Consider the following 13,005-nt stretch of genomic DNA (forward strand, 5'->3'; position numbering starts at 1 on the left):
GCGAGCGACGCTTTTGCGCAAGATTAGTCGCTTGCCGCAAAACATCGCTTGTCGCAGAATGCCACCCACTTTGTCATTTCACGACAGCATGCGACGAACCGATCCCCAGCCCGAGCCCGACCCGGCCGCCGCGCCCGGCGTCGGCGCCGGCTATGCGCGCCGCCTGTGCGAACTGGTCGAGCGCTTCGGCCTGCCGCGTCAGGGGCTGCTGCGCCACGCCGGCGCCGATCTCGCCGGTTGGGATCCGGCGCAGGCGCGCATCCCGCTCCCGGCACTGCTCGCGCTGTTTCGTTCGGCGCTGGTCCTCACCGGCCGGCGCGACCTCGGCCTCGAATTCGGCCGCCACGCCCGGCCGGACACCTTCGAGGTACTCGGCTACGCGCTGATGACTTGCCGCAACCTCGGCGAGGCCATCAGCCTGGTACCCCGCTATCGCCACGTCGTTTTCGACGCCGGCTACAGCGAAACCCGACTTGCCCGCGAAGGCGATGCCCTCAAGTTCTCCTGGGTCATCCTGCCCGAGGCCAGCGAAGCCGGCCTGCCCTACAGCGACGTCCTGGCGGAATCCCTGATCGCCAGCTGGTATGGCCTCGGGCGCTGGATCGCCGGCGCCGATCTGCCCCTGCGCGAAGCACGGTTCCGCCATGCCGCGCCGGAAGACAGCCTGCCCTTCGCCAATTTTTTTGCCTGCCCCGTGCGCTTTGACGCTGGCGAGAACGCGCTGCTGTTCGCCGCCGAACTGCTGGAGCAACCGCTGGTCCAGGCCGATGCCGAACTCAACCTGGCAATGTGCGACGAAGCGCGCCGTTTCATCGAGCGCCGCCACGGCGACACCGGCATCGCCGCCCAGGTCCGCCGGGTGCTGGCACCGCTGATGCCGAAGTGCGAGGCGACCCTGGCGCACGTCGCCGGCGCCATGGGCATCACGCCGCGCACCCTGCAACGCCGTCTCGCCAGCGCCGACTGTTCGTTTCAGGGGCTGCTCGACGACACGCGCCGCGAACTGGCGCAGGTGTATCTGCGCGATGCCGCCTTGTCGGCTCTGGATGTCGCCCTGCTGCTGGGCTATGCCGAGCAAAGCTCGTTCACCCGCGCCTTCCGCCACTGGTTCGACACCACGCCGTCCGCTTGGCGTGCCCGCCACGCACCACCCTCGACCTGAATTGCAGCACCCCCGTCCCGGAGACAACGCCATGCGCCAACTCATCATGCTTGCCTTGATGATCTTTCCGCCGCTCACCGTCGCGCAATCGCTGGGCAGCATCAAGCTGCCTCCCGGCTTTTCGATCGAGCATTGGGCGAAGGTAGACAACGCGCGCCAGATGGCGCTGGGCGCGACCGACACCCGGGGTGGCGTGCTCTACGTCGGCTCGCGCCGGGCCGGCACCGTGCACGCGGTGCGCTTCGACGCCGCCTATCGCGCCGGCGCCGCGATCCGCGTCGCCGCCGGACTGAACATGCCCAGCGGCCTGGCCTGGCGCAATGGCGCGCTGTATGTCGGCGCGGTGAACCGCGTCCTGCGCTACGATGACATCGACAATCGCCTCGACAATCCGCCAGCGCCGGTGGTGGTCACCGACAGCCTGCCGCATGACACCCACCACGGCTGGAAGTTCATTGCCTTCGGCCCCGACGGCAAGCTTTACGTGCCAGTCGGCGCGCCCTGCAACATCTGCGAACCCGGCGAGCCCTACGCATCCATATTGCGCATGAACGCCGACGGCTCGGGGCGCGAGGTATTCGCGCGCGGCGTGCGCAACAGCGTCGGCTTCGACTGGAGCCCTGTCGACGGCACGCTGTGGTTCACCGACAACGGCCGCGACCTGATGGGCGACGATGTCCCGCCCGATGAACTGAATCGCGCACCACGCGCCGGCATGCATTTCGGCTACCCGTATTGCCACGGCGGCGAGATCGCCGACCCCGAATACGGCGTGCGGCGCAAGTGCGCCGACTTCGAACCGCCGGCGCGGAAACTCGACCCGCACGTGGCGGGACTCGGCATGCGCTTCTACTCCGGCACGATGTTCCCCGCTGAGTACCGCAACCAGATCTTCATCGCCGAGCACGGCTCGTGGAACCGCTCGAAGAAGATCGGCTACAGGGTTTCGCTGGTGCGCGTGAAGGATGGCCGCGCCGTGAGTTATGAAACTTTCGCGAGCGGCTGGCTGCAGGGCGAATCGGCCTGGGGCCGGCCGGCCGACGTGCTGGTGCTGCCTGACGGATCGCTGCTGGTGGCCGACGACCAGGCCGGCGCGATCTATCGCATCCGCTACGGCGCGCGTTGAACGGGCGCCGTCTGCGGCGCAAGCAGCACCGCCAGCGCTTCGCGCAGCTGCTCCAGCTTGACCGGCTTGGTGATGAATCCGTTCATGCCGGCCGCAGTGCAGGCCACGCCGTAATCCTCGGCCGAATTTCCGGTCATGGCGATGATGGGCAGCGGCGGCCTGCCGCGGTCGCGTTCGCGGGCGCGGATCGCGCGCGTCGCGGAGATGCCGTCCATGCCCGGCATCTGCAGGTCCATCAGGATCGCGTGGTAGCCGCCCGCCTCGGCCATCGCCACCGCCTGCTCACCATCGGCGGCGACATCGACAACCGCCTGCAGCCTCTGGAGCATCGCGCAGGCCACCAACTGGTTGACCGGGTTGTCTTCCGCCAGCAGCACGCGCAGGCCGGCACCGGCCGGCGCAGCGACTGCAACGGCGACAGGCGCGGGGGCGATCGGCGCCTGCGCCACGCGCAGCGGCATCACGAGGCTGAAGATAGATCCGCTGCCGGGGCGGCTAGTGGCTTCCAGCGTGCCGCCAAGAAGTTGCGCCAGCTGACGCGCAATCGCCAGGCCGAGACCCGTGCCGCCATAGCTGCGGGCGATGGATTCGTCGGCCTGGACGAAGGGCTCGAACACGGCGCGCAATTTGTCGGCGCCGATGCCGATGCCGCTGTCGCTCACCGCGAGGTGCAGCTTGCGGCCGCCATCGGCGGCCGACAGGCGAACGCCGACCGTACCGCTGGCGGTGAACTTGAGCGCATTGGAAATCAGGTTGGCGGCGATCTGCCGCAGCTTGACGCCATCGGTCTCGATCCATTGCGGCAGGTCCGGCGCCAGGTCGACCTCGAACGCCAGTCCCTTGTCGCCGGCGCGCGCACCGAACAGCGCACGCAGGTCGCTGGCCATGGCGTTCAGATCGAAGGGCGCCGGTTCGACGCTGACATGTCCAGCGCGCATCCGGGCATGGTCGAGGATGGCATTCACCAGGTCGACGAGATTGCTGGTGCTGCTCCACAGGGCCTTGACCAGCGGTGCCTGCTCGGGGGAAAGCGTGGACTGGCGCATCAGTTCCACGGTGCCGGCGATGCCGGTCAATGGCGTGCGTATTTCGTGCGTCAGGTTGGCGAAGAACCGCTCCTTGGCCTGCGACGCCTCGACCGCCACGTTCCGCGCTTGCGAAGTTTCCTCGAGGGCGCGGCGCAAGGCCTCGTTGCGTAGCGCCAACTCCCGCGTCAGCCTGCGACGCGCATCGAGCGCGATGTAGGCAAAGAATCCGCTGATGGTCAGGACCGCGATGACCGACATGGCCATGACCAGTTCGGCCTCGGGCACCACCACTTTGGGCTGCAACCAGCCCTGGCGGGCCGCGACCACCACGCCGACGGTTTCGATGATCGCCACGAGCATGCAATACGCCGCCAGGCGGAAACGGCCGAGCATCACCACAGCAACGAAGGGCACCAGCAGCCAGATCACGATGCCGTTGTTGATCGAGGCCAGCAGCAGCAACTGGTAGCCGAACAGCAGCATACCGAGCGTGATGGCGAGAAGCAGGGAAAAGCCAGGATCGCGACCCGGCACCACGGCGATCAAACCCAGCACCAAGGCCGCAAGCACATGCGGCATGGCGAACTCGACCGGGCCGCGCAGGCCGTAGATCGCCGCGAACAGCAGCGCCGAGACGGCGCAGAACAGCGTCCCCCGGGTGATCATGGCGCGAGTCAGGTCGAGTTCCAGCGAATCGCCGGAAACGGTGAGCGGCGGCGCCGCGTGTTTCTGGTCCATGGGCTGTCGGTTCTTCAGCCGGGAGCGCGAGGTATTGCCTCAGCCGCCGCCTTGCTGGCGCGCAAGTCCGCCAAAGCCGACAACGAAATCGGCCAGCTTGCGATCGTGGTCGACGACGTGCGGCAGGAAGGAAAAATCCAGCGCCGGGTGTCCCCGCGCCGCGTCGCCGTTGGGATCGAGCGTGGCTACCTTCATGCGTTCGATGGTTTGCAGGATTTCGTCATGCACGCGCTTGTGCTCGATCACCTCGGGAAAGGCAATGATGCGCATCAGCGACTCCTCGACGGCGAAATGAAAGCGCAGCAATTCGTAAAGCCGCACCATGAGGTAGTGCACGCTATGCCAGGCTTCCTTCGTCGCGACCGCCTCGATCACGGCAGTGGCCACCTGTTCGATCTCCAGATGCTGCGCGTCGATTTCGTCGATGCCGGTATGGTACTTGGCGTCCATGGATAGAATCAGTCGTGGGCAGTGTGTTGAATTGTATGCGACAGCGTACCGGGAATGAAAACCCGGCGCCATCCGTATATACCCCGATCCTCACTCGTTCAGCGCACCCGCGACGCGAATGCCCGTGATGCCATCGTTGCCGAAATGCCCCGCCAGATCCAGCCCCGCCAGCTCACCGTGTCGCCAGCGACCGAAGGAAGCCCCTGCGGGGTGCCGACTCTCAAGCCAGCAAGGAAATCGGCTCCAGCGCCCTGCCCTGCGCCAGGACACGGCCGATGCGGACGGCCTGCGGATACCCGGCGGCTCGCAGTGCCGCGAGGCAGGCCTCGGCGCGCTCCGCCGGCAGGCTGGCCAGCAGGCCGCCGGCAGTCTGCGGGTCGAACAGCAGCGGATAGCTGGCGTGGCCCAGGGCCTCTTCCTGGTTCTTCAGCGCGCGGCGCAGGCGCAGGTTGGCTGGCTGCAGCGAACTGAGGACACCCGCTGCGACGCATTCGGCGGCGCCGGCCAGCAGCGGCAGCGCGGCGAGGTCGAGTTCCGCATCGACTCCCGAAGGCTTGGTCATCTCGACCAAGTGGCCGAGCAGGCCGAAGCCAGTGAGGTCGGTGCAGGCCGTCGCGCCGTGGGCCAGCAGCACCGGCATCGCGGCGCGGTTCGACACCTGCATCGATTCCAGTGCGGCATCGATCCACCGGCCGCGCGCTTTCAGCAGCTTGTGCGCGGCGAACAGGGTGCCGGTGCCGATCGGTTTGGTCAGGATCAGCGCATCGCCGGGGCGCATGCCGCCCTTGGTCAGCACCCCGGCCAGGCGCTCGTCGATCAGGCCGTTGATGGCGAAGCCCAGCGCCAGTTCGCCGCCCTCCCCGGTGTGGCCGCCGACCAGCGCGCAGCCGGCCTCGTTGAGCACCGAGACCGCGCCCGCCATCATCTGGAACACGATGTCCTCGACCTTGGCTTCCAGCCCCGGGGGCACGGTGGCGATGGCGGTGGCCGACTGCGCCTCGGCGCCCATGGCGAAGATGTCGCCGAGGGCATGGTTGGCCGCGATGCGGCCGAAAGTCCAGGGGTCGTCGATGAAGGCGCGGAAGAAATCGACCGTATGCACCATGGCCTTTCCCACCGGCACCTTCACCACGGCGGCGTCGTCCGGCGCGTGCAGGCCGATCAATACGTCGTCGCGTTCGATCGGCTGCACGCTGGCCAGGGCACGCGACAGCACGCTGGCGCCGACCTTGGCACCGCAACCGCCGCAGCGCATGGCGACCGCCGAGATGGCCTGCGACTGCTCCTCGGCCGCCAGCGGCACGTCGTCGCGATCGAACTGGCGCTCGGCTGCCATCGGCGTCAACTCGGTGAACTTGCGCATGAAGCGGCGGTCGATCCAGTCCTTCCAGCGCCAGATCCAGTCGCCGCGCGCGTAGAGCGCGCCGCGCGAGGCGACGGCGTGGCGGTCGCCGGTGCTGATCAGGGCCAGCCAGCGCAGTTGCGGTCGATAGCGCGCGAGTTCCTGGCGGGTCAGTGTGCGGCGCAGGTTTTCCGCCAGCGGGCGGCCCATGCGCACGGCGAAGACGCCAGCCTTTTCCAGCCGCTGACCGCGCATCGAAGCGCAATCGCCGGCGGCGAAGATCTGCGGATCGGTCTCGCTCTGCAGGAAATCATTGACGCGAATGAAACCCGACTCGTCCAGCGCCAGCCCGGTGTCGGCCAGCCAGCCGGCGCCGCCGGCCTGGGTGACCCAGACAATCTCGTCGGCTTCGAGCGTCTCGCCGGCCTGCGTTTGCAGGCGCCCGGCATCGACTCGCACCACTTCCGCGGCGCGGTGCGTCACCACGCCCCGTGTCGCCAGCACCGACTCGAAGGCGCGGCGCACCGAGGTGTTGTGAGTGGGCAGGATGGCCGCCTCGGCGGAAAACAGGTGGAAGCGCAGTTCGTCGGGATTGCGCCCGAGCGCGACGAGTTCGTTGCGCAGCCGGTATTGCATCGCCAGCGTAAGCTCGACCCCCGCGGCGCCGGCGCCGACCACGGCGATGGTGGTCGTCCCGGCATGGGCGCGCACGCGCTCGAACAGTGCCAGCCAGCGTTCGTTGAAGCGGCGGATCGGCTTCACCGGCACCGCATGGTCGGCGGCGCCTGGCACCCGGTCGAGCCTGGGCGTCGAGCCGATGTTGATCGACAGCGCGTCGTAGGCGACGGGCGGTCGATTGCGGCAGATCACCTTGCGTTCGCGGCGGTCGATGCCTGTCACCTCGTCGCGATAGTAGCGCGCACCGGCGAATTCGGCCAGGCGGCGCAGGTCGATGTGGACTTCGTCGAAGCCGTAATGCCCGGCGATGTAGCCCGGCAGCATGCCCGAATATGGCGTATCGGTATCGGTGCAGATCACCGTCAGGCGCACGCCGGGCAGCGGCTTCATGGCGAACATGTGCAGCACGCCGACATGGCTGTGGCCGCCGCCGATCAGGACGATGTCGCGCAAAACAGGTGATGCCTTGGCCTGCATTCAATGCTCTCCGGATGGGCCGCCGATCATACGCGAAGCCGCGCGTGCGGCGGCGGCGAAGCAAACCGTGGAAACCCTGATTTGGTCCGTTCGCGTTGAGCCTGTCGAAACGCAAGTCTGCCAGATCAGGGGCTTCGACAAGCTCAGCCCGAACGGTGGATACTGGATCGGCGCTTCCCTACCTCCGGATGTCGTTGAGGCGCCAGTCGTAGTCGAGGAACTCCAGCTTGTAGTCGCCATTGCGCACCCTTGCCTGCGCCTCGGGTGTGGCCGCGAGCTGCGCGGCGTGGCGGGCGAAGGTGGTCTTCAGCGAGTCATAGCCCTTGTGGCCCTTCTCGAAATCCTTGCCGTACCAGTCGAAGATCTTCGACACCTGCAGGCGGCCCGCGGCGGCATCGAAGCGATTGCGCGTGCCGTCGGCGAGGAAGCGTTTCATGCCGTCGTCGAGTTGGGCATCGAGCTTTTCCGGTGTGAAGGCGTCAGGCCGCAGCATCGGGCAACCGATCGAAGCGCAGACCACGCCGACGTGGATGCGCGGGTCGTCGAAGGCACCAGGCGCGCGGATGATGCCGTGCTCGATGTCGTCGAGATGTCGCTCCTGCCCCAGCAGGGTGAAGAACTTTTTCTTCCACGGCGACGAGAACACCGAGCCGAGGTCCTTGATCGATTCGATATCCGGGTATTTGCTCAGGATCAGCTCGACGGTGAAAGCGTTGTAGGCATTGATCAGGAAGGCCAGGCGCTGGGCCTTGTTCCACTTGCCGTAGTCGGCTTCGCCGACCGCCGAGAGCGCGGCGAGGTAGCCCTTGAGCGCCGTGTGCTCGGCCTTGATCGCGGCGTAATCGACGGCGCTGGCATTGCCGCTGGCGAAAGTCTTGACGTGCTTCGCCAGCAGCGCGTTCCAGGCCGCGTGCGAGTGGTCGAAGCCTTGCGCGCGCGCCAGCGAGGCGCCGGCGAGAAGCATCACGGACAGCGCGATGGTAAACAGGTTTCGTGCGAGTTTCATGCTCATTCTCCCCGCCGCCAGGCATGGAAGCGCGCCACCCAGGCGAGCAGCCCTTCCGGCGCGTGCGCCTTTTTCCAGACGCCGGCGACGTACTTGTTGGCCTCGGCGAGCGTCGGGTAGATGTGGATGGTGCCGAGGATCTTGTTGAGGCCGATGCCGTGCTTCATGGCCAGCACGTACTCGGCGATGAGGTCACCGGCGTGCTCACCGACGATGGTCACGCCGAGGATGCGGTCCTTGCCCGGCACGGTCAGCACCTTGATGAAGCCGTGGGCCTCGCTGTCGGCGATGGCGCGGTCGAGGTCGTCGATATCGTAGCGGCTGACTTCGTAGGCGATTCCCTTCTCCTTGGCTTCGGTTTCGTTGAGGCCGACACGCGCCACCTCGGGCTCGGTGAAGGTGGCCCAGGGGATCACCGAGTAGTCGGTACGGAATTTCTTGAAGGGGTCGAACAGCGCGTTGACGGCGGCATACCAGGCCTGGTGCGCGGCGGTGTGGGTGAACTGGTAGGGCCCGGCGACGTCGCCGCAGGCGTAGATGTTGGGGTAGGTGGTCTGCAGGAATTCGTTGGTGTCGACGGTGCGCGTCGCCGCCACGCCGATCTCTTCCAGGCCGTAGCCCTTGAGGTTGGCGACGCGCCCCACCGCGACCAGCACGGCATCGAAGGGGATGCGCACTTCCCTGCCTTCATGTTCGGCGATCAGCGTCTTCTCGCCGTTCTCGGTGGTGAAGCGCATCGCCTTGTGGTTGAGCAGCACATCGACGCCTTCCTCGCGGAAGCGCGCGGCGACGAGCTCGGAGACTTCCGGGTCTTCGCGGATCATCAGCCGCGGCAGCATCTCGACCTGGGTCACCCTGGCTCCGAAGCGGGCGAAGGATTGCGTCAGCTCGCAGCCGATCGGCCCGCCGCCCAGCACCACCAGGCGTTTGGGCAGTTCGCGCAGGTTCCAGACATTGTCCGAGGTCAGGTAGCCGACTTCCTCGATGCCGGGAATCGGCGGCACGAAGGGGCGTGCGCCGGCGGCGATGACGATGCTGCGCGTGCTGAGTTTCCCGGTGGCGCCGTTGTGGCGCACGAACTCGACTTCCCAGGGCGAAACGATTCTCGCGCTGCCTTCGATGACGTCCACGCCGAGCCCGGTGTAGCGTTCGACCGAGTCGTGCGGCTCGACGGTCTTGACCACGCGCTGCACGCGCTCCATTACCTCGCTGAATTGAAAGTCGGCGCTGGCGGTACGGCGAAATCCGAACTCCTCGGCGCGCGCGACATGCGAGAGGAACTTCGCCGAGCGGATCAGCGCCTTCGAGGGCACGCAGCCGGTGTTGAGGCAGTCGCCGCCCAGCTTGTGCTTCTCGATCAGCGTCACCTTGGCCCTGACCGCCGCGGCGATGTAGGCGGTGACAAGACCGGCGCTGCCGCCGCCGATGACGACGACGTTGCGATCGAACCTGGACGGCTTGGTCCAGCGCGCATAGACCTTCTTTGCCTTGACGCCGTCGACGATCTTCTTCGCGATCAGCGGGAAGATGCCGAGCAGGGCGAAGGAGCCGATCAACGCAGGCGAGAGGATGCCGCGCAGGCTGTCGATGCCGGCCAGTTGCGTGCCGGCGTTCACGTACACGATGGTGCCGGCGAACATGCCGACCTGGCTGACCCAGTAGAAGGTCCAGGTGCGCATCGGCGTCAGGCCCATCACCAGGTTGATCATGAAGAAGGGGAAGGCCGGCACCAGGCGGAGGGTGAACAGGTAGAAGCCGCCATCCTTCTCCACGCCGCGATCGATGGCCGCCAGCCGCGGGCCGAAGCGCGCCTTGACCCAGTCGCGCAACAGGAAGCGCGCGGCTAGGAAGGCCAGCGTCGCGCCCAGGCTGGAGGCGAAGGACACCAGCACCGTGCCCCAGAGCAGGCCGAATACTGCACCGCCGGCGAGCGTCATGATCGCCGCGCCGGGCAGCGACAGCGCAGTGACGGCGACATACACGACGAAGAAGATCGCCGCCGTCAGCCAGGGATGGGCCTGGCGATAGGCATCCAGCGCCGCCTGCTGCGCCTTCAGCGCGTCGAGGCTGAAAAAGCGGCCGAGGTCGAGCGCGAAATACAGCACGATGAACGCGGCAACGGCGGCAAGGAAGGAGAGTTTGCGCAGTGACATGGAGTTTCCCGGGCTAAAGCAGCTTCAGCACCTTGGCCAGATAGTCGAAGAACAGACAATACAGCAGGATCGGCAGCGGCAAGCCGAGCAAGGTGCCCGTCAGGTAGGGCCGCAAGCGGACCCCCGACATCGCCAGCGTGTAGTTGAGCGCCGGCACCGTCTGGAACAGCATGCGCAGCACGACGATGCTGGTAACCGGGCGTTGATCGAGCCGGCCCAGCAGGTAATTGGCGACCCGGTTGTCCATGCGGCGCAGCGCGTCGCCGCCGACCAAGCGGATGACGAGGAAGGTCATCACGCAGGAAACGCTGGCGGCGACGTAGGTCGCCAGGCCGCCCGAGCCGCGCCCCAGGGCCAGCACCGCCGCCGCGAGGAACAGCCAGCCGGGTATCTGGATCAGGTTGCCCAGCGAAAACAGCAGGACGAAAACCAGCAGGCCACCCAGCGGGTGGTCGCGGATCAACTGCTGCAGGAAGCCCACGGTGAAATGCTCCTTGAGGCCCGTCAGCGCGAAGACCGCGTACAGGATCGCCAGGAACAGGAGCACCGCTAGCAGCCTTTGGTATTTTCGCAGCAGCGACATTCGGACTCCGGTCTCGCGCGCCATGGCAGGCATCGCGCCTGGATCACTGCATTCTATGTCCATTGTCGCGGCGCGCTATCAGGTGGTCGATCGATACGGCCCCCGGCCCCCGGGCGACGAGGAACAGCAGCACCGCCGCCCAGACGCCATGGGTCGGGTAGGCATCCGGATACACCAGCAGTTGTATCGTCGCCGTCATCACCAGCAGCGCCAGCGCCGAAAAGCGCGTGGCCAGGCCGATCAGGATCAGCAGCGGAAACAGGTGTTCGGCAAAGGCCGCCATGGGCGCGGCGAGTTCGGGCGGCAGCAGTGGCAGCTTGTATTCCTCGCGGAACAGCGCCACCACGGAATCCGAAAGCTGGGGCAGGCCGAGCTGGAACTCGCCATTGACAATGTCGATGGCAAAGCCCTGCACCTTGGTCTGGCCGGATTTCCAGAAGACCGCGGCAATCGAAAAGCGGCCGAGCAAGGCGATCGCGTCGTCCGGAATGCGTTGCAGCGCGGCGATGCCGGCGCGTAGCAGGCGGACCGGCAAGGGGCAGGCGCCTCCGGCGGCGCTGGCTGTAGCTAGCGTGTTCATGCGTCGGTCCTCCTCGGGGTGGTGATGCCGGTGATCGCGCCGCAGCGGATCAGCAGGGCCAGCGTCGTCACCGGGTCGAAATCCGCATCCGCAGCCATCGACTCGGCGGTCGCCGCGGCAAAGGTGGCGGCCTGTTGCAGCAGGCCGATGAAAAGCGCCGTGCCGTGCCCGACGCGCCGGATTTCGACTTCCAGTCCGATGCGACAAAGCAGCGCCGACTCGGCCCGCGCCGGATCGACGGCAGCCAGCGCCAGCGCCGGCGACTCCGCCTGGTGCGCGGCCCACAGTGAAACCACGGCATGCTCCGACGGCAGCGCGAACAGCGCCGGATGCAGCGAAAGCAGCGAATCCGGCAGGCCTTCCGGCTCGGCCAGCACGGCGGCGATGCGTTCCGAGGTGACGGCGTCGACGTCGGCCGCGTGCCAGGACCTTACACGCAGGTATTCGAGGCGCGCGAGGTCGGCCAGGTAGGGCAGCCCGGCGGCCGGCGGAAAATTCCCGATGAAGCCGGGGAATCCGTCGCCATACAGCGCCAGCACCGGCGAGCGCGGCGGCTGTGCGCGCACGAACTCGCGCGCCATGGCACGGAAGAAGTCCTCGCCGACCATCGCCTGCGTCACCGGGAAACTGTCCGCCAGCGCATCGACCAGGCCGACGATGACATTGTTGCGATACACCGCGAAGCGCTTGTCCGGCGCCGACCCGTTCCAGGTCGTCAGGCCAGGCGGGCACGCCGCAGCGGGCGCCAGCAGGGCTTCAGCAAATACGGCCGGGCCGCTCACGCCGCGACCCCGCGCGCGGCAGGAAGCAGCCGCTCCAGGATGCGTTCCGCTTGGCGCGCCTCGGCCAGCAGCACCGGCAGCGCCGGTATGTCGTTGTCGCGCTCGATCAGGGTCGGCAGCGGCCCGGTCAGGTCCAGGGCATGGCAATACAGCGCCCACACGACTTCGGCCACCGGCGCGCCATGGCTGTCGATCAAGAGCGGCGCACCGGCGGCATCGGTGTCCTCGGCAAAGCCGGCGAGGTGGATCTGCGCCACCGCAGCTAGCGGCAGGGCGCCGATGTAGTCGCGCGCATTGCGGCCATGGTTGGTGCAGGAAATATGGACATTGTTCACATCGAGCAGCAGGCCGCAGCCGCTGCGGCGCACCACCTCGCCGATGAAATCCGTTTCGGCCAGCGTCGACGCGGCGAATTCGACATAGGTGGCGGGGTTTTCCAGCAGCATGTGGCGCTTGAGGCGATCCTGGACGCGGCCGATGTGCGCGCAGACGCGATCCAGCGTGGCGGCGTCGTAGGCCACCGGCAGCAGGTCGCTGTAGAAGTTGCCGCCATGGCTGGACCAGGCCAGGTGCTCGGAAAAGGATTCGGGCTGGTAGCGATCGAGCAAGGCCGCGAGTCGTTCGAGGTGGGCCTCGTCAAGCGGCCCCTCGCCACCGATCGAAAGCCCGACGCCGTGGATCGACAACGGATAGCGCTCGCGGATGCGCGTCAGGTAATGGTGGAAGGGGCCGCCGTCCACCATGTAGTTCTCGGCATGGATTTCAAAGAAGCCGATGTCCGGCAACGTGTCGAGGATGTCGCGGAAGTGCTCGGGCTTGAGCCCGATCCCCGCCCTTGCGGGCAGGGATCGGTGCTTGCGCGCCGGCAAACGGCTCGTTGCGGACCGCACGGCATGCGTC

General features: G+C 67.2%; 11 protein-coding genes. 2 read left to right on the plus strand and 9 right to left on the minus strand.

The window, feature by feature from the left end:
- Nucleotides 1-88 precede the first annotated feature (88 nt).
- Nucleotides 89-1,162 carry an AraC family transcriptional regulator gene (locus J0M27_RS10645; protein ID WP_294991055.1) on the plus strand — a complete coding sequence of 358 codons (1,074 nt, stop codon included), beginning with the start codon at nucleotides 89-91 and terminating at the stop codon, nucleotides 1,160-1,162.
- A gap of 31 nt (nucleotides 1,163-1,193) precedes the next feature.
- Entirely contained in the window at nucleotides 1,194-2,288 is a 1,095-nt protein-coding gene (locus J0M27_RS10650; protein WP_294991058.1) for a PQQ-dependent sugar dehydrogenase, read from the plus strand.
- Here the strand turns inward: J0M27_RS10650 and J0M27_RS10655 are convergent.
- The 9 genes from J0M27_RS10655 to J0M27_RS10695 all read right to left on the minus strand — a co-directional run bounded on the left by J0M27_RS10655 (nucleotide 2,273) and on the right by J0M27_RS10695 (nucleotide 12,995).
- The gene (locus J0M27_RS10655; RefSeq protein WP_294991061.1) at nucleotides 2,273-4,054 is read right to left on the minus strand and encodes an ATP-binding protein; all 1,782 of its coding nucleotides are present in this window, start codon (nucleotides 4,052-4,054) and stop codon (nucleotides 2,273-2,275) included. The two genes, J0M27_RS10650 and J0M27_RS10655, sit on opposite strands and share 16 nt — an antisense overlap.
- A gap of 39 nt (nucleotides 4,055-4,093) precedes the next feature.
- Complete coding sequence (locus J0M27_RS10660) at nucleotides 4,094-4,504, minus strand: hemerythrin family protein (protein ID WP_294991064.1); 411 nt, start codon at nucleotides 4,502-4,504, stop codon at nucleotides 4,094-4,096.
- A 220-nt stretch (nucleotides 4,505-4,724) separates the two neighbouring features.
- Nucleotides 4,725-7,001: a selenide, water dikinase SelD gene (gene selD, locus J0M27_RS10665; protein ID WP_294991067.1), complete on the minus strand. Its 2,277-nt coding sequence runs from the start codon at nucleotides 6,999-7,001 to the stop codon at nucleotides 4,725-4,727.
- Nucleotides 7,002-7,179: 178 nt separating this feature from the next.
- Nucleotides 7,180-8,007 carry a DUF547 domain-containing protein gene (locus J0M27_RS10670; RefSeq protein WP_294991070.1) on the minus strand — a complete coding sequence of 276 codons (828 nt, stop codon included), beginning with the start codon at nucleotides 8,005-8,007 and terminating at the stop codon, nucleotides 7,180-7,182.
- Between the two features lie 2 nt (nucleotides 8,008-8,009).
- The gene (locus J0M27_RS10675; protein ID WP_294991073.1) at nucleotides 8,010-10,160 is read right to left on the minus strand and encodes a bifunctional TVP38/TMEM64 family protein/FAD-dependent oxidoreductase; all 2,151 of its coding nucleotides are present in this window, start codon (nucleotides 10,158-10,160) and stop codon (nucleotides 8,010-8,012) included.
- Between the two features lie 13 nt (nucleotides 10,161-10,173).
- Nucleotides 10,174-10,743 carry a VTT domain-containing protein gene (locus J0M27_RS10680; RefSeq protein WP_294991076.1) on the minus strand — a complete coding sequence of 190 codons (570 nt, stop codon included), beginning with the start codon at nucleotides 10,741-10,743 and terminating at the stop codon, nucleotides 10,174-10,176.
- A 43-nt stretch (nucleotides 10,744-10,786) separates the two neighbouring features.
- The gene (locus J0M27_RS10685; RefSeq protein WP_294991078.1) at nucleotides 10,787-11,323 is read right to left on the minus strand and encodes a DoxX family protein; all 537 of its coding nucleotides are present in this window, start codon (nucleotides 11,321-11,323) and stop codon (nucleotides 10,787-10,789) included.
- A complete protein-coding gene (locus J0M27_RS10690) occupies nucleotides 11,320-12,105 on the minus strand; it encodes a DNA-binding domain-containing protein (protein WP_294991081.1) in 786 nt (261 codons plus the stop codon). Before J0M27_RS10690 ends, J0M27_RS10685 begins: the two co-directional genes overlap by 4 nt.
- Nucleotides 12,102-12,995 carry a DUF692 domain-containing protein gene (locus tag J0M27_RS10695; RefSeq protein ID WP_294991083.1) on the minus strand — a complete coding sequence of 298 codons (894 nt, stop codon included), beginning with the start codon at nucleotides 12,993-12,995 and terminating at the stop codon, nucleotides 12,102-12,104. Before J0M27_RS10695 ends, J0M27_RS10690 begins: the two co-directional genes overlap by 4 nt.
- Nucleotides 12,996-13,005: the final 10 nt, after the last annotated feature.

The organism is Sulfuritalea sp., from assembly GCF_017302275.1.
GTDB lineage: Bacteria > Pseudomonadota > Gammaproteobacteria > Burkholderiales > Rhodocyclaceae > Sulfuritalea.

Bases quoted from the DNA above. Each gene is read 5' to 3' on its own strand.
- J0M27_RS10645 (WP_294991055.1), top strand. From the start codon at position 89: ATGCGACGAACCGATCCCCAGCCCGAGCCCGACCCGGCCGCCGCGCCC.
- J0M27_RS10650 (WP_294991058.1), top strand. From the start codon at position 1,194: ATGCGCCAACTCATCATGCTTGCCTTGATGATCTTTCCGCCGCTCACC.
- J0M27_RS10655 (WP_294991061.1), bottom strand. From the start codon at position 4,054: ATGGACCAGAAACACGCGGCGCCGCCGCTCACCGTTTCCGGCGATTCG.
- J0M27_RS10660 (WP_294991064.1), bottom strand. From the start codon at position 4,504: ATGGACGCCAAGTACCATACCGGCATCGACGAAATCGACGCGCAGCAT.
- selD (WP_294991067.1), bottom strand. From the start codon at position 7,001: ATGCAGGCCAAGGCATCACCTGTTTTGCGCGACATCGTCCTGATCGGC.
- J0M27_RS10670 (WP_294991070.1), bottom strand. From the start codon at position 8,007: ATGAAACTCGCACGAAACCTGTTTACCATCGCGCTGTCCGTGATGCTT.
- J0M27_RS10675 (WP_294991073.1), bottom strand. From the start codon at position 10,160: ATGTCACTGCGCAAACTCTCCTTCCTTGCCGCCGTTGCCGCGTTCATC.
- J0M27_RS10680 (WP_294991076.1), bottom strand. From the start codon at position 10,743: ATGTCGCTGCTGCGAAAATACCAAAGGCTGCTAGCGGTGCTCCTGTTC.
- J0M27_RS10685 (WP_294991078.1), bottom strand. From the start codon at position 11,323: ATGAACACGCTAGCTACAGCCAGCGCCGCCGGAGGCGCCTGCCCCTTG.